The sequence below is a fragment of the Marisediminitalea alba genome, assembly GCF_002993365.1.
Lineage (GTDB): Bacteria > Pseudomonadota > Gammaproteobacteria > Enterobacterales > Alteromonadaceae > Alteromonas > Alteromonas alba.
In genome coordinates, this window is the sequence record NZ_PVNP01000028.1 from 1 (window position 1) to 16,728 (window position 16,728).

Annotated in this window: 13 protein-coding genes and 2 pseudogenes; 7 read left to right on the forward strand and 8 right to left on the reverse strand. The window is 49.1% G+C overall.

Going from position 1 to position 16,728, the window contains the following annotated elements; all coding sequences use genetic code 11:
• A pseudogene (locus C6Y40_RS03540) lies at positions 1-120 on the reverse strand (IS1595 family transposase); the annotation flags it as partial.
• Positions 121-180: 60 nt separating this feature from the next.
• Here C6Y40_RS03540 and C6Y40_RS03545 point away from each other — a divergent pair.
• On the forward strand, positions 181-1,014 hold the full coding sequence (locus C6Y40_RS03545) for a patatin-like phospholipase family protein (RefSeq protein WP_105933369.1): 834 nt from the start codon (positions 181-183) through the stop codon (positions 1,012-1,014).
• Between the two features lie 36 nt (positions 1,015-1,050).
• Here C6Y40_RS03545 and C6Y40_RS03550 read toward each other — a convergent pair whose 3' ends face one another.
• The 3 genes from C6Y40_RS03550 to C6Y40_RS03560 all read right to left on the reverse strand — a co-directional run bounded on the left by C6Y40_RS03550 (position 1,051) and on the right by C6Y40_RS03560 (position 6,459).
• Positions 1,051-4,605 carry an ABC transporter permease/M1 family aminopeptidase gene (locus C6Y40_RS03550; RefSeq protein ID WP_105933370.1) on the reverse strand — a complete coding sequence of 1,185 codons (3,555 nt, stop codon included), beginning with the start codon at positions 4,603-4,605 and terminating at the stop codon, positions 1,051-1,053.
• A gap of 11 nt (positions 4,606-4,616) precedes the next feature.
• A complete protein-coding gene (locus tag C6Y40_RS03555) occupies positions 4,617-5,504 on the reverse strand; it encodes an ABC transporter ATP-binding protein (RefSeq protein ID WP_105933371.1) in 888 nt (295 codons plus the stop codon).
• Positions 5,505-5,601: 97 nt separating this feature from the next.
• Entirely contained in the window at positions 5,602-6,459 is an 858-nt protein-coding gene (locus C6Y40_RS03560) for a class II glutamine amidotransferase (RefSeq protein ID WP_105933372.1), read from the reverse strand.
• Positions 6,460-6,855: 396 nt separating this feature from the next.
• Here C6Y40_RS03560 and C6Y40_RS03565 point away from each other — a divergent pair, with 396 nt between their 5' ends.
• From C6Y40_RS03565 to C6Y40_RS03575, 3 genes are all read left to right on the forward strand, one after another.
• On the forward strand, positions 6,856-7,824 hold the full coding sequence (locus tag C6Y40_RS03565) for a GGDEF domain-containing protein (protein WP_105933373.1): 969 nt from the start codon (positions 6,856-6,858) through the stop codon (positions 7,822-7,824).
• 135 nt (positions 7,825-7,959) lie between these two features.
• Positions 7,960-8,856, forward strand: coding sequence for a tetratricopeptide repeat protein (locus C6Y40_RS03570; RefSeq protein ID WP_105933374.1), 897 nt, complete (start codon positions 7,960-7,962; stop codon positions 8,854-8,856).
• Positions 8,857-8,982: 126 nt separating this feature from the next.
• On the forward strand, positions 8,983-9,855 hold the full coding sequence (locus C6Y40_RS03575) for a dioxygenase family protein (RefSeq protein WP_105933375.1): 873 nt from the start codon (positions 8,983-8,985) through the stop codon (positions 9,853-9,855).
• An 8-nt stretch (positions 9,856-9,863) separates the two neighbouring features.
• Here the strand turns inward: C6Y40_RS03575 and C6Y40_RS03580 are convergent, their stop codons facing one another.
• On the reverse strand, positions 9,864-11,033 hold the full coding sequence (locus C6Y40_RS03580) for an MFS transporter (protein ID WP_105933376.1): 1,170 nt from the start codon (positions 11,031-11,033) through the stop codon (positions 9,864-9,866).
• Positions 11,034-11,324: 291 nt separating this feature from the next.
• Here C6Y40_RS03580 and C6Y40_RS03585 point away from each other — a divergent pair, with 291 nt between their 5' ends.
• Positions 11,325-12,332, forward strand: a complete 1,008-nt coding sequence (locus C6Y40_RS03585; RefSeq protein ID WP_105933377.1) for a LacI family DNA-binding transcriptional regulator — start codon at positions 11,325-11,327, stop codon at positions 12,330-12,332.
• A gap of 66 nt (positions 12,333-12,398) precedes the next feature.
• Here C6Y40_RS03585 and C6Y40_RS03590 read toward each other — a convergent pair whose 3' ends face one another.
• Entirely contained in the window at positions 12,399-13,421 is a 1,023-nt protein-coding gene (locus C6Y40_RS03590; RefSeq protein WP_105933381.1) for a 1-aminocyclopropane-1-carboxylate deaminase, read from the reverse strand.
• A gap of 162 nt (positions 13,422-13,583) precedes the next feature.
• Here C6Y40_RS03590 and C6Y40_RS03595 point away from each other — a divergent pair, with 162 nt between their 5' ends.
• Positions 13,584-14,117: a helix-turn-helix domain-containing protein gene (locus C6Y40_RS03595; protein ID WP_105933378.1), complete on the forward strand. Its 534-nt coding sequence runs from the start codon at positions 13,584-13,586 to the stop codon at positions 14,115-14,117.
• A gap of 55 nt (positions 14,118-14,172) precedes the next feature.
• Here the strand turns inward: C6Y40_RS03595 and C6Y40_RS03600 are convergent, their stop codons facing one another.
• A complete protein-coding gene (locus C6Y40_RS03600) occupies positions 14,173-15,009 on the reverse strand; it encodes a sulfotransferase family protein (protein WP_105933379.1) in 837 nt (278 codons plus the stop codon).
• 123 nt (positions 15,010-15,132) lie between these two features.
• A complete protein-coding gene (locus C6Y40_RS03605; RefSeq protein WP_105933380.1) occupies positions 15,133-16,443 on the reverse strand; it encodes a short-chain fatty acid transporter in 1,311 nt (436 codons plus the stop codon).
• Positions 16,444-16,608: 165 nt separating this feature from the next.
• Between C6Y40_RS03605 and C6Y40_RS03610 the strand changes: the two are divergent.
• Positions 16,609-16,728 (forward strand): annotated as a pseudogene (locus C6Y40_RS03610) (IS1595 family transposase); the annotation flags it as partial.

Sequence of the window (16,728 nt, forward strand, 5' to 3'; positions counted from 1 at the left end):
CTCTGTTATCAACTGTGAGACGCTATCAGTGCCTTTCAGCAGCTTCTCAACATAACGGGTTTGACTATCTGTTAAGTGTTCTAACTCGGCTATAAGCTTTGTAAATTGTGCTGGGATCATGATCAACCCTCAATAACTGTATTCATATACAGTATAGCAACAATTTAGCAGAACATAGCCTTGCTAAAACATCTTGGTCTTAATCCCGGCACCACTTTTCACCAATGGCTTAAAGATATTCTGGCCGAAAATCACAGTGATTCATGGCAGGCCTTAAAGCAACAAATGAATACCCAGATACCGGGCCTGCGCTTTGACCCGGTGTCATTACCTAACAACATTGAGGTTCCGGACCCGGCCCCATTTGACCCGCAAAATTGGCAGGTAGAATTAAAAGTCGTTACCGCTGAACTCTCCAGTACCACCAAGATTGTGCTTCCCGAGCGGGATGGAAAGCTGTTTTATACCGATCTGGATCAGGCCAACCCCGCCGACTTTGCCCGGGCATCCATGTCAGTACCGGTTTTCTTTTATCCTTTTAAGGTGCCAGTACCCAAAACGCAATCGGTAACCGATGCCTGGCAGGCGCTGGGTTATAAAAAGAAATCTATGCCCGACACTGCGGTGTTTGTTGACGGCGGATTAATTTCTAACTTTCCTATCAACCTTTTCCATACCACCCATTCGGTCCCTAAAATGCCGACGTTTGGTGCCAAGCTTGGTATCGAAGAATATGTTGCGGGAAAAATTGATGGTATTAAACCCTACCTCGGTTCATTGATCGGCGCCATGCGCCACGACGCGGATGAAGAGTTTATCCGTAAAAATCCCGACTACAAAAAGCTGGTGAAAAGCATCGATACCGGTGAGCACCACTGGCTGGATTTTACCCTGTCGAATGAAGCGAAACTCGACCTGTTCAAACGCGGTCTGGCCGCTTCGCTGGAGTTTTTAAATAACTTTGACTGGCCGGAATATAAAAAGACCCGCCTGACACTGGCGGGTCTTAAATAACGGCGGTAACCGGCTCATCCGAGCCGGCACTCGCAGTTAAAGCCGTTTCACATTATCCCCGCTGTCACGGTCGATCAGTTTAACAAACGGGTCAACACCCACATACAGCGGCTTTTCAGCCACAGTGACGGTGATGGTATTTTCGCCGCTGACAATTTTGTGTTTGGCTTTGTAGAGCACCTGGCTGTCATCGGTGAGTATCGACGGATCACTGTTAAACACGCCAATATCCACCCACTCCTCAAGTGGCTGTTCGGTTTCCATGCCCTGGCCGTCAGCAGCATATTTTGCGCCACTAACGGTAATGGTCACCTCATAGCCCTCTTCTAACGGCACCGTTTCTACTTCGTCCACTTTCAAGTCATACAAAGTGATTTGCTCGAAGATATCGGCAATAAACGCCTGCTCTTCCGGTGTGGCCTGCGCGTTCAGCGCAGCCTGTAAATCCAACGTAGTCGGGTAGGGATCTGACTTAAAGCGGAAGTCTGACATTAACTGTTCAAGCGCCGCATTGAGTCGTTCTTCGCCTAACCGGTCGAGAATCGACATCATTACCACAGAGCCTTTACGGTAGTGAATGTACTGCTGGTTTTCACTGCGCATAAACGGCATTTCCTCTAGCAGCTCGCTACTGCGGCCACGTAAGTAGCGGTCCAGTTCATAGGTCAGGAACTTACGGATCATGTTTTCGCCATAGCGCTTCTGCAGCACCATAATGGCACTATACTGAGACAGACTTTCCGACAGGATTGCACTGCCCTGCACATCGGCAGCGCCAAGCTGATGCCCCCACCACTGGTGAGCCACTTCGTGGGCGGTAACATAATAAACATAATCAATGTCTTCACTGTTACGCAAATCGGCAGTAAAGCCAATCACCTCAGAATAAGGCACCGTATTGGCAAAACTCTGCGCAAATGAGCGATAACCCGGAAATTCAATAATGCGCATCTGTTTATGCTGATAAGGGCCAAACTCGGCTTCAAAGTAATCCAGTGAGTCCTTCACACTCTGGATCATGATATCCACGTTCCAGGCATGTTTTGGATCGTAATACACTTCAATATTCACGCCGTTATGCTCGTCACGCTTGACCTCGTGGCGGGCAGACAGGAAGGAATAAAAAGCCACCATCGGCGCATCCATTTTGTAATGGAAGTAACGGCGGTCGTTCTCGGTCCATTCTTTTTGCAGGTATCCCGGCGCAATGGCAATTTGATCGGCAGACGTTGAAATCGTGGTTTCAAACTCTATGAACCCGACGCCCGGGCCAAAGAAGCTTTGCGCGTACTTGCTGGCATCTTCCAGTTTATTTGCGCGCGGACGCTCAGGGAGATCCCGCTTACGGCGCTCATGCCGATCGCTAATCAACAGGTCGCCACGGAAGCCGAATATCGGGAACAGCTCATAGTTATTAATGAAAGTGCCGTTTTCTGCCACCATCAGGTCAAATCCGCGATCTTTAAAGCCCGAATGGTCGCGCACTACCGAAACACTCCCAGCCAGCTCATCGCCGGGCATCATGGGCTCGTCAAATTCCAGCCAGGCAGAGTTAAACTCGTCGATGATTTCCACCACTTTGGCACCTGGGATGTCAATATGCCACTCCGGTGTATGACGTGGAACAGACACCAGCGCCCGGGTAATCGGTGTATCCCGTTTGTTCTCAACGACTACCTCGGCGGTGGCTTCTATGCGTCGCTCTTCAGGATAAATATCCACCAAAGCATTGGCTTTGGTAACAATCGGAATGTTAGCGTCTTCGTATTGCACGAACTGACGCTCATATTCCGCCTGACGATCAAGCCCTTCATCGCGGCCAGTAAACTCATTCAGCACTTTGGTGTTGTAGTGAATATACCCACCTGTGGCAATAAACACTATCAGGCTGGCGGCCAGCAGACCTTTACCGGTGTTGCCCATCTGATAACCGAGCAGCTTGAAACGGTCTTTAAGCTTGCTTTCCGGACCGCGCTGCCAAAGCCCATAGCCAATCACAGACAATGCCAGACTCAGCGCGCCCCAGTACAACATGTACCAGTTAAATCCGGTTAAGAACCAGCCGTAACCATTGAGATCGGAATACAATACCTGCGGTGCGTTACCGAACGTCCACATATTGTGTTCTACACCTAACTGACTCATCACCAGGGTTGAAATAAGGTAAGCGGAAGTGATCAACATACCCATGTACTTATTCGGGCTCAGTACCTGAATAAAGAATGCCAGCACGGTAACCCACATCCAGGGTAACAGCTCAACATAAAACAGCTCGGTGATATACAACCCCAACTCCAGGTTGGTATAGCCTTTGGTTAGCTGGAAGAAAATGGTAAACAGCATGCCGATAACATACAGAACAGCCAGCACAGCCCACATAGAAAACAACTTGGAGACCCAGAATACCGCATTAAATACCGGGGTAGACTCGATTATGTCGCCCATGCCGCTGCCACGCTCGCGCCAGACAATCTCACCACTGTAATAAATCACTACAATCATCATGGTGAGACCAAAATTATCCACAATGGCCTGGGTCATGTTCTGCGTGAGTGGCCAGTTATCCGTGCCATACAGACCACCATAGGCCACCGCGTAAAGCGAAGTCAGGTTAAAGATACTGAACAGCACCAACACAATCATCGCCGGGCTCAACAGCACCTGGCGCATTTCGAACCCAAGGTTGGTGACAAATTTGCTCCATTGATAACCGCCACTGGCTTTAAAGCTAATGCGGTTACCTTCTGGCGCTGGCACTCTGGATGCCTTGGAAGGTTTAACTTTTTTACTGCCCTGTTGCCATTTGAAAGAAAAGATGCCACCAAAGGCAAGCAGAATAACCGCACCAATGCCCAGCCAGATAAGGCGATTCTGCAGTAATACGCCATCCAGGGTGATGGCGGTTACGTTTTTATCAAACACGGTCCAGTAACGGCTGATTTCCCCAAAGGTACGCAGTGCAAAGGGATCGAGCAACGCCGCAATCTCCCGATACTCGGGCTCGCTGGTGATGACACCACCCACCACGTACACAATAAAGATACCCAATGCCGTAAGGTAGGCTGCCATCATCGAGCGTACGCGCTGCGCCAGAGCAAAGAAAATCATCCCGAGGGATAAAAAGCCCGGCACAATAATGTAGAAAAACGGCGCTAAATAGAAACTCAGATGAGTGGCACCGATCCGCTCAGGATCGACCCATGGCATTAATGAACCAATCAGAACACCAAGGGGCACTGCCGCAAATACCGTCAGAGTCACCAGCGTTGAGCCCAGGAACCGGCCTAACTGGTATTTGGCTGGATTTACCGGGCGGGTATAAACCAGCTCACTCATTTTGGTAGCGTGGTTACGGGTTGCCGTCCCCGCAATAAAATTTACCAGTAAGAAGAGTGCGAAAACGCCCATCACTAATACGGTTTGAGCGATTGCATAACTGCCGTTGTACAATACGTTACCGCCGCCACCAATGCGTACGCTGTCGGTAGTGGTGGCCATAAAAGGCAGTAAAAAGAACACCAGAGCGGTTACCGTAAATGACGGCTGGCGCAAAAAATAGCGCCATTCAAAAGCCAGGCTTTTCCAAAACATAGTAACGCTCCTTATGCTGCCTGGGCTGATTTTTTACGTGATTCATATAGGGTGGAGAAGTACACATCCTCAAGATTAGCCGGTGCAGCCTCGAAGCCTTCGGGCGCGTCATCGGCCATAATATGCACCACATGTTTACCGGCAATCAGCCGTGAGGAGATCAGGCTGTACTGTTGTTCAATTTCCTTAAGCTCTTCCTGGCTTACCTGCTTACACCAGATCCGGCCTTTAAGCTGATAAGTTAATTCAATGGGGTTTCCCTCAAGAAGGATTTGCCCCTGGCCCAGTACCGCCATGTTAGGGCACAGCTCAGACACATCATCAACAATATGGGTAGAAAGGATAATCACCTTTTCTTCCCCCAGACTCACCAACAGGTTATGAAAGCGGTTGCGCTCCTCCGGATCCAAACCAGCGGTGGGCTCATCCACAATAATCAAATCCGGGTCACCCAGTAATGCCTGGGCAATACCAAATCGCTGACGCATCCCCCCCGAATAACCACTCACGGCTTTATCTCTGTGCTGCCAGAGATTAGTGTGTACCAACAAACCTTCAACTGCTTCTTTGCGCTCGGCTTTATTGTTTAAGCCCTTGAGAACGGCCAGATGATCAAGCAGACGCTCGGCGCTGATCCGCGGGTATACGCCAAAATCCTGTGGCAGATAGCCTAATCGCTGCCGCAGTTCATTAGGTTGGGCAATGACATCGGTACCGTCGAAGACGATGCTGCCCTGGTCAGGCGCCTGCAGGGTGGCGATGGTGCGCATTAGAGAAGATTTACCTGCGCCGTTTGGCCCTAACAGGCCAAACATACCCTTGGGAATATTAAGATTGATACCGTCCAGCGCACGTACGCCGTTAGAGTAGGTTTTGGTAAGTTGAGTGATTGAGAGCATGGCCCTTCCGTCTGCTTATAATTGTGTGATTTTCACACTACCCTATTAAGCTGACCAGGTAAGCTCTAAATTTGTAACGATTTATAACACTCTTGCTTCATCTTTGTCCGGGCCGGGGTTCACAATCGCTGGGCATATTTTTGGGGCTGGTCAGCGCCGCCTCTGTGGAATGCACCGGCACCTCAACTTTGCCACTGGCAACTACCTCACCAAGCTGCCACAAACGCCATTCGCCACGTTCGTAAACATCCCATTGCTCGTCACTGGTAAGTGGTTCGGTGGCAATCACACTGACCACATCTTTTGGCGTGGTTTCTGCCGCAAAATCAATCTCTACTTCCACGTCTTTCAGACAGGCAGGACCAAACGGCGCACGCCGGGTAATACTGGCCAGCTTGGTACTGCAAAAGGTAAACAACCAGTCGCCGTTGCTCAGCAAGCAGTTGAACACTCCCTGGCGCGCATACTCCTGGGCCAGCCCAACCAAAACCTGGGTGAGTTGTTCAGGCATGGCATCCCGGGGCAGACTATGACGCACCTGGTTCATGATGTCGCAGAACAGCTCTTCACTATCGGTATCACCAATGGCTTCGTACATACCTACCCGCCGGAAAAAGCCCGGGATCTGGCCATTGTGCGCAAATACCCAGTTGCGCCCCCATAGTTCACGAACAAAAGGATGGGTATTGGCCAGGTTAATATTGCCTACATTGGCCTGACGAATATGACAGATAGCGGTTTTACTCTTAATCGGCAGTTTGCCAACAAACTCAGCGATGGGTGAGGTGGCACACGGCTCAGGATCGTGAAATAACCGAACGCCTTTACCTTCATAGAAAGCGACTCCCCAACCATCCTTGTGCGGCCCGGTTCCTCCACCACGGCGCGTTAGCCCGGTAAAGCTAAAACACAAATCAGTGGGCGTATTGGCACTCATGCCGAGCAATTCACACATTGGCTAACCTCAAAATAAACGGATATGCGGGAAGAATAATCACTGACACCGGGGGATTCAACTTTCTAAGAAACTTATTCTGCGACACCACACAAAGAGAGCAGCGCCAGCCACTCATTAACCAACTAAAATACTCACATAGAAAAAAGTAAATCACTGTTTACTATAAGTTTTTAACAAAAAGCTCTCTAAAGGTTAATTTGACACACTTTTTCGCCAACTTATACTATTTCAGTCTGGATGCCGGAGTCGCTATTGCGGTAAGCTAGCAGATAATATTCAGGTCAACAGAATAAACAGCCCCGTTAATTCAGTTTGTATCACCCTAACAATAGCGCAGCCGACATTAAACACTAAAGATGTTGCTTCGCAGACTAAAGCGATAATAAAAATCAGATGACCTTTCCAGACCTCACCAGAGCTTTTGAACTGTCTTCCAGATTACTGGAAGCCAAAACATTTCACGATCTGAATGTCGTGCTAATGAATACATTGCTTGAAATCGACACCATCGAAAAGGTCTCTTCCTACGAAATTCTGGGCCGGAACTACCGTGACGAACGGACGCCAGAGCCACTCATTCGCAAATTCCCCCTGTCGCTGGCAGAAGACTTCAAAGACGAGTTCACCGATATCGTGCGTGACATCAGCCTGCATGGTGAAACCGGTGTGTCTTTCCTGACCTGTGACCGGCAGGAGTACATTTATATTTACGTCAATCGCGGCGAACCGCCTGAAAAGCTGGTGTTGATAAAAGGGGTTGTGGACGAATACAACCTGGAGGTGGTGCGCGGTCTGGCGAAGATTTACGATCATCAGATTCGTCTGTTCGATACCAAGGAACGGGATATTCTTACCCGTCTGAACAACCGCCAGACCCTCAGCAGCACGTTTGAACAGGTGCTCGACTTTTATCGCAATAATGCCAACAACGAACTCAATTCCTATATCGCACTGCTCGATATTGACCATTTCAAAACCATAAACGATAAATTTGGTCACCTGTACGGCGACGAGGTATTAATCCACTTCGCGAACATTATGCGCACCACCTTCCGCCATTCCGACTTTTTGTTCCGCTATGGTGGTGAAGAGTTTCTGGTGATCATTAACCAAACCGATGAAAACGGGGCGCTGGCGGTGCTGGAACGATTCCGCCTGGCAGTTGAGAATTATGAGTTTCCCTCAGGTAACGTTACCGTGAGTATTGGTTGTACGCCAATCAATACAGAACAAGCCGTGCCGCTGATGATCGAAGTTGCAGACGAAGCGCTGTACCTTTCAAAATCAAATGGCCGGAACCAGACCAATATTCTCGAGCGCTCAGCAAAACAGTTTGTTGATAACGATATAGAGTTTTTCTAGGCCGATTCTGAACTCAATTTCAGCAGTCAGGTCTGAAGCTAGGCATTTTTAAACGGAAAGTGACTTTTGGCACTGTTTACCAACCCAGGCTAAACAGTACCCTGAGTCCGATTAACACGACAGGGAATATAACTGATGCCACGTAAACTCACCCTTTTGCTGCTAGCCGGCGGCATATTGACGACTAATTTAACCCTCGCCGATACACCAGCAGATAAGATTGATACCTTACTGGAGCAGGCGCAAACCTTGCTGGGCTCTGACATCGACGATGCTGAAGATAAAATTGAAGAAGCGCTCGAACTAGCCCCCAAACGCGCCGATGTGCAGTTTTTGTGTGGCCAGGTGATGGGTATTCAGGCCAGCCAGTCAATTTTCTCCGCCCTCAGCTATGCCGGTAAATCCCTCGATTGCTTTAAACAGGCGGCCCTACTCGAACCACAGAACACCGATTATAAGTTTGGCCTGATGATGTTTTATCTGGGCGCGCCGGGCATTGCCGGAGGCGACACGGAGCTGGCCTGGCAACAGGTAAACGATATTGCGGCACTCGATGAACAGGCAGGCATGCGCGCCAAATTAAATTACTACCGTCAGACCGACGACGATAAGGCCTACACGGAGACCATGACCAGCGCCCAACAACGCTACCCCGGCCATGCCGAGTTCTATTACCAGCATGGTCTGGCACTACAGCAACAGGAGCAATACGAGCAAGCGCTGGCGCAATTCACCCAAGCTACCAACGCCCCTATTGACGACGAAGAAGCACACTTTAAGCTAAGTGCCCTGTACCAGATAGGCCGCAACGCGGTATTTAGTAAGCAGTCCGTCCAGCAAGGTATCGAAGCATTGCTGGCGTATGTCGAGGCCGTACCGGCTGACACAGGCCTGCCATCTGAGCAATGGGCACACTTTCGGCTGGCCCAGCTCTACCGTCTTACCAGCGCAACTGATGCGGTAAAACAGCACCTTAAGCTCGCGGCAAGCACCGATGATAAACAATTACAGGACAACATCGACGAATTCTAGGCTCCTATATTCATGGAGATTGCCGCGAATGTAGGTTAACGCTAAGCAATGCAAAGTTATGCAAAGCCTGCAATAACAACAAGATTTTCAGGTCCATTGAGTACGTTAACTCTATGGACTTTTGCTATGACAACAAATCTTCAGCGCCGCCGAATGCTGGTGAAATCAGCGGCGGGTATCACCATTCTGGCGCCCACGTTTTTCTTTATGGGCTGCAACAGTAGCAGCACCTCTCCTTCTGCCGACTTAGCGACAACCGCATCCTCCTCGGGCAGCAATACCGGTGGCTCTTCCAGCAGTGGTGGCAGCGTTGAAACCACCACAGACTGGGCATCCGGCGGAACGGTTTCGATAACGGAATCATTTCCTGATGACAGCTTGTTCGATGCCGGGAGCAGTTGCGCGGTTGAGCTCACAGAGTCACTGACCGAAGGCCCCTGCTATTTTGACAGTGATTATCGCGATGATATTTCGGAGCAACAAACCGGACTGCCAATGATGCTGTGCCTGCAACTGGTTGATAGCAACTGCAATCCGCTGTCAGGTTATGAAATCGAGGTATGGCACTGCGATGTTGACGGGATCTATTCAGGTGATAGCAGCGACAGTGTCGACGGCAATGGCTTTAATTCGTCTTTCTGTACCGGTAACGACAGCGCCGCTCTGGCTGCAAAATGGTTTCGCGGTATTGCCGTCACCGACGCCAGCGGCAGAGTGAATTTTTACAGCTGTTTCCCGGGCTGGTACAGCAGCCGGTCTATTCATATTCATTTCAGAGTCAAAAACAACAATAGCGATCAGCTTATCTCTCAGTTTGGTTTTGATGACGATTTCGTTGATGCCATTTGTTCAACGCATCCCGACTACCTAAATCGTGGCGAACCCGACACTCACAATAGCCGCGATACGGTTTTCGACGGGGATGACGATGAGCTTTTCAATCTTGCGCAGAATACCGATGGCTCTTTACTGGCCTGGAAACGCATTATCATTTCCTGATCCCGTATTCACAAATTGGCAACCGGGGGATCGTTAGCGGGTACCCGACGGTTGCTGCTGAGCAACATATACAAACTGGTAGCGATTAAACACACTGCCAGATACACCGGCAGGCCCTGACTGGTAATGCCGGTATTCGCTGCCAATAACGGGCCCGCTACCGAGCCAATACTATAACTCAGCAGCATAAATTCGGTAGCAGCGACAATTTTAGTAACCGGCAAACCATCACAAGCCAGTGCAATTGCCACCGGGTAAAGAGCAAAGCTGCACGCACCCAGCAACAAATAGCAGCCCATAATGACAGAGAGCTCAGCGGCCCAGGCAATGCCCATTACGCTTAATCCACCCATAGCGCAAAAGCCGGCCATCAGTAAACGTTTGCTGCAACGGGGCGATAAATAGCTTACCAAGGGTTGCACCAGCATACCGCCAAGAATAATCACCGCCATCAGCAACCCGGTCTTGGGCGCATAATCCGTTTGCGCGATGTACAACGGCATAAGGCCGTATACGGGGCCAAGCACTAATCCTGATACCAGGCAGCCCATTATCGCAGGCCGACTAAGTACTTTTAACTCTTTTAGGCGCAGCGGTTCGCACTGGTGCTGATTGGGCTGGCCGGATCTAACCAGCAAGGGCACCATCGCTGCCACAAGCAGCAAGCCAATTACCACTAAATAAGGCAAAGCGCCGTCGATACCTAACGGCTTGATAGCCAGTTGACCTACCGCGGTGCCACCATACAATGAAGTCATATACAGCCCCAAACGTTTAGCTCTGGCTTTGGCGGTATCGGTCATCAGTAACCAGGATTCCACCACCACAAATACGCCGGCTACAGCGATCCCTGCAACCAGCCGCGCTGCCAGCCAGGTAACTTCTCCAGCCCAGACCACCTGCACAGCAACGGTAAGTGTGAGTAACAGAAGAAATATAACAAAGGCAATCCGGTGACCAGTTACCGCCACTATTCTCTGAATGGTAAAAGCACCAATCAACAGGCCCAGATAAAAGATGGAAGCCAGCCATGGTGCTAAATCCGCTGGCAAACCATTGGCTTTGAGCGACAAGGGGATTAGGCTCATTAAAAAGCCGGAAGCCACCGCAAAGAAAGACAATCCTAAAACAGGCACAAGCGGGCTGCCGGACTTATTGCCAGATGCAACATCGAGCATATTAGAATCCATAAGAAAAACTGCGCTACCTAAGAATGAGGTAGTAGAAACTTCAGGGCTAGAATTGGCGGCGAATTTATGCCTGTTTCGAGCGAAAGTAAAGTAAAATCAAGACCTGGATACAATACAAAAACTAATCCAAAACGTCAGCCCTCAAGAGTACTATGGTAACGGACTGACAGGCGTTAGGGATAACAGGGAAACGTGTTTCCCTTGCAGCATTTTAAAATTACCCTCATCATGACGCTAACAAGAAAAAATGCCGTACACCCCTTTAGTAACGGAAGATAAATGATAACCATCAAGGATATTGCCGAAGCAGCAAACGTTTCCCCTGCCACCGTTTCACGGGTAATCAATAATGGTCCGAAGGTGGGCCCGAAAACCCGTGAGCATGTAAAAGCGGTGATGGACAAAATGGGCTATCGGCCCAACATTAACGCACGGGCACTGGTCACCCAAAAAAGCACCTCCCTGGGGCTGGTGCTGGCAGAACTCATGGATCCATTTTTTGCCACCTATGCCGATGCCATTGAAAAAGCGGCACGTAAAGCCAACACGCAACTGTTAATGAGCTCTGGCTCCGTGCAGGCAGATACCGAGCTAAAGGCAATCGAGACATTGCTGAATCACCGGGTAAAAGCCATGGTGGTGCACGCCAAATTTCTTGATGACGACACCCTGATTGAGCTATCCAAACAGGCCCCCGGTTTTGTGCTGATCAACCGTTATATTGACGCTATCAAACATCGCTGTGTATGGCTGGACAATGTCGCCGGCGGGCGAATAATGGCCGAGTATGTACTCAAATTTGGTCACCGTAAAATTGCAGTTATCAGCAGTGATTTCGCCATTGAAGACCGCGAAGGGCGAGAGCAGGGGATCACAGAATCCCTCTCAGAATGGGGAATTGAGTTAAACGATTCGCAGATAGTCCATGCCGCCCCCAACCAGGAAGGCGGTGAAATCGCAATGCGCCAGTTGCTTGCGTCCGGCGCCCGCTTTACGGCAATTCTGGCCTACAACGACGCCATGGCTGCCGGTGCCATCAATACATTATATGACCACAACCTTGAAGTGCCGAAAGACGTTTCTGTGATGGGTTTCGACGATGTGCTACAGGCACAATTCTGTCGCCCAAAGTTAACCACCATGAACTATCCTATTGAATTAATGGCATCCCAGGCGGCCAGTCTGGCGCTGGACTACGCGCAGGGTAAACAACCGGATACGGACGTTACCTATAAATACCTGCCCACCATTGTCGCCAGAAGTTCCGTTGCCAGATGTATCGGATAGTGCCTGCTTTTTATTAGAGGCGAAAACTGTAAGTGCCGCCTCTAATCAATCTAATGGTCTTTCTTGTCAACCATCTTTATAGTGATAGCTGTAGCCGTTCAGTGCCGGCGCACCGCCAAGGTGGGCGTAAAGCACTTTGGAGCCTTCCGGGAAGAAGCCTTTTTTCGTCAGGTCGATAAGACCCTGCATAGACTTTCCTTCATACACCGGATCGGTGATCATCGCTTCAGTCTTCGCCGCCAGTCGAATAGCTTCGTTAGTTTCCTCAGAAGGCACACCGTAAGCAGGATAAGCGTAATCCGGGTTGATGACGATTTCATCCTCTCGTACCTCTCGGCCTAAACCTACCAACTCTGCCGTTTTATTCACAATACTGGTCACCTGCTCACGGGTTTGCTCAACGGTACCCGACGCATCAATACCAATTACAGTATCGGCACGGTCATGGTTGGCGAAACCCACAATCATGCCGCCCTGGGTAGAACCGGTTACAACGCAGACTACAATATAGTCAAACTTAAAGCCCAGTTCTTTTTCCTGAGCGATAACTTCTTCGGCAAAACCAATGTAACCCAGCGCGCCGTATTTATGTACCGAGGCGCCAGCCGGGATCGCATAAGGCTTACCGCCAGCGTCTTCGACCGACTGAATGGCTTTCTGCCAGCTGTCTCTTATACCAATATCAAAGCCGTCATTCACCAGGCGGCTATCGGCGCCCATTAAGCGGGTCAACTGGATATTACCGACCCGGTCGTAAACCGCGTCATAGTGTGGCACCCATTTTTCCTGAACCACCACACACTTCATGCCAATCTTCGCTGCCGTCGCGGCAACCATGCGGGTATGATTAGACTGCACCCCGCCAATTGACACCAGCGTATCGGCGCCACTGGCCAGTGCGTCCGGAACAATGTACTCAAGCTTTCTGAGCTTGTTGCCGCCCAGCGCCAAGCCCGAGTTACAATCCTCACGCTTGGCATAGATATCAACCTTACCGCCAAGCGCCTCACTCAGACGTGGCAAATACTCGATAGGCGTGACCCCAAAAGTAAGCGGGTAACGCTCAAAGTTACTGATCAATGACTTCATAAACCTGTTTCCCAAAAAATGACTGATGCTCACTGCGCCGCCCGTGCTGGCCTTACTGCTCTTTGTAACATTTATCAGACCTGACGCCAGTTGTGCGTTATACTGCACGGCGATAATTCACCATACCACTGTGCGTTATAGCGCACAAATAATTATTTCGTTATGGCAGAACAAGAATTCAAACAACATATCGCACAACACCTAAAAGCATTACGTAAAGCCCAGGGCCTGAGTCTGGACTCGGTAGCCCGCTTAACCGGGGTTTCCAAGGCTATGCTGGGACAGATTGAACGGCAGGAATCCAGCCCGACAATTTCGACTTTGTGGAAAATCGCCAGTGGTTTAAATGCGTCCTTCTCGGCCTTCTTTGCGACCAGCTCAGACGAGAGAACCAGCGACGAAAACTTTCCGGAAGATCCGAACATGAAGGTTAAAGCCATTTTTCCGTATCGTGATGACACGCGAATGGAAGTGATGGAAGTCAGCCTGCTTAATTTTCATGAACAACAATCCGATCCTCACGCGACCGGCGTAATTGAACATGTGCATGTGTTAAATGGCGAACTGTCGGTGTATTTTGATAATGCCTGGCATGAGCTACAGGCCGGACAAAGCCTGCGTTTCTACGCTGACCAGCCGCATACCTACAAAGCCCGCTCTGATTACACCGTTTTTCACAATATTATTTGCTACTGACGGGAGTAGACGGCCAAATCACCTATTAATATCTTTGATAGCGGCAGCTTTGTAGCTACTTTTTCCTGTTGCGGCGCGCCTTGCGTAACTGATACTGCAGTTGCAACTCGCCCATGACTTTTTGGTGTAATTCGTAGTAGCTTTTTTCCAGACCACCGATACGGGTATTAAGGTCCGCCATATCAGTGTAATCGAGCTCGGTCATTACGTCCTGGCACACGTTATTAATGATGCCTATCTGGCGGGGTGAAAATGCCGCTTTCCATTTAGATAAGCTCGACTTTTCAATAGGTTTTTGGGTATTCATATTGGAACGGTTCTGACCAAACTCCAACGGCTTTTTATAATACTCAAGCATGCCGTGATCGAAGTCTACGCCCAGGAATTCGCAGATTCTGGTTAATGCCTGTTGATTGTTTTCTATCAGATTTTCGTAGGTAAACCATAAGCAGCGATGCTGGTGAGTCCGGCAAAAATCCAGCTGTGTGGTCACTTCGTCATGCCAGCGTAAAGCGCCGGTATAAGGTGTAGTACCCAATCCCCAGGCATTATCAATATAAGAGGCAACCACAGCTCGTGGGTCACGAATTATCACGATAAATTTGCTGCCCGGATAATGCTCAGCCAATTCATCCAGGTGTGGCGTTAACATCGGATCTTTCCAGCCCCACAAAACTCCTTCCGACTCCAACGAGTTAACATCAATAGAGTACCGATCCTGCAAACGTCCGGTTATTCTGCCGTGCAAAACTTCAGTCGTGTAAGGTTTATCAAAAACACCGTAGGTACCCATTTCATTTTGAATAAATAAACCTGGATGTGCGGACAACATTCTGGTTAAAAGCGTGGTACCGGAACGCTGCGTACCAACAATGAAAATGGGTTGCTGCATTGCTAAAAAACTCAAAGTAAGAAGTGGTTATATCTTGCTTTAAGATACAGGAGGCTGCAAGTGACATATCTACTTGCATGGCAACCCTGTATAAATTTCAACCTGACAGTAACAAAAAACTGATTACAATACCATTAACACTGCGCTAATGATGATACCTGTAATGAGAAGCTGAACAAGACAAAAACCCATTATATCTCTGGCTTTTAAGCCCGCAATTGCCAGTACCGGAAGCGCCCAGAAGGGCTGAATAAGGTTTGTCCACGCATCACCCCATGCCACCGCCATGGATACCTTACTAACATCTGCACCAAGTTCGAGTGCTGCGGGCAAAACAACGGGGGCTTGCACAGCCCATTGACCGCCACCAGATGGAATAAGCATATTTACGATACCTGCACTTAGAAAACTGTAAAGCGCCAGCGTATCAGCTGTGGCGGCACTAATTAGCCATTGAGAAAGTTCCCTCGCAAGACCCGACTGAACCATTATCGCCATAATCCCTGCGTAGAAAGGAAACTGTAGCACAATCCCACTGGCTCCCTGAATCGCCTGCTGCATGCTATGCAACAAACGCTCAGGCGTACCGTGTAAAATAATAGCAAGGAACAGAAATACAAAATTAATGATATTAAGGTTTAGCGTGCCGCCTTTGGTGAAATGCAGACAAAGATAAGCAACACCGGCCAGTCCGGCCAATAGGGCAAGAATAGAGTTACGTTCAAGTTTTTCTGCCGGGCTAATATGCCCGGATGGAGTTGGTGGTTCAGGCTCTTTCAAATGCTTCGCTTCAACATAGACCCGTTCAGCTTCCGGCGGCATCATTGCCCTGTTTACGACTGGCATAATCACAAAAAGGATCGCCAGAAGCGTCATATTCAACGGCGAGAACAAGGTATCGCTGGTGTTGACAACACCAATCAAATCTTCCGCAAAATGACCAGGAGTAGCAATAGTCAGGGGAACAGACCCAGCCAGTCCACCGTGCCACACAACAAAACCTGAGTAAGCACTGGCGACGAGTAAGCGATAGTCCACTTCAATTCGCAGCGCTATAGCTTTAGCAAATAATGCTCCTACAACCAATCCGAAGCCCCAGTTAAGCCAACTTGCTAACATAGATACCAGCGTAACAAGGACAATAGCTTTACCGGGCGAAGCCGCTAAACGAGCAATAGTATTCAGTGCGTTCTTCATTATTACAGTACTGGCCAGCATATGACCTGACACCAGAACCAACAACATTTGCATAGAGAATGTGAGCAGACTCCAAAAGCCTCCTCCCCAATATTCCAGTACCTGGGTCACTGGTTGTTGTAGCATAAATACTGCAGCACCCATAACCACAATAGTTAACGCTAAAACAAAAACAAAGGGATCAGGAAGGTATTTTTCTACCAAATTCACAAAAGGTTTCGCGGCAGCGGCAAGCATTGTTAATTTCCTTATGGCCCTGTTTCTATGTTTACACTTGTGTATTACTGTAGCGTCAGATTAAACAACAGACCACTGCTGTTTGTCTTTGAGACATTTAGCAAAGGCTATGTTCTGCTAAATTGTTGCTATACTGTATATGAATACAGTTGTTAAGGATTGATCATGCTCCCAGCACAATTTACAAAGCTTATAGCCGAGTTAGAACACTTAACAGATAGTCAAACCCGTTATGTTGAGAAGCTGCTGAAAGGCACTGATAGCGTCTCACAGTTGATAACAGAG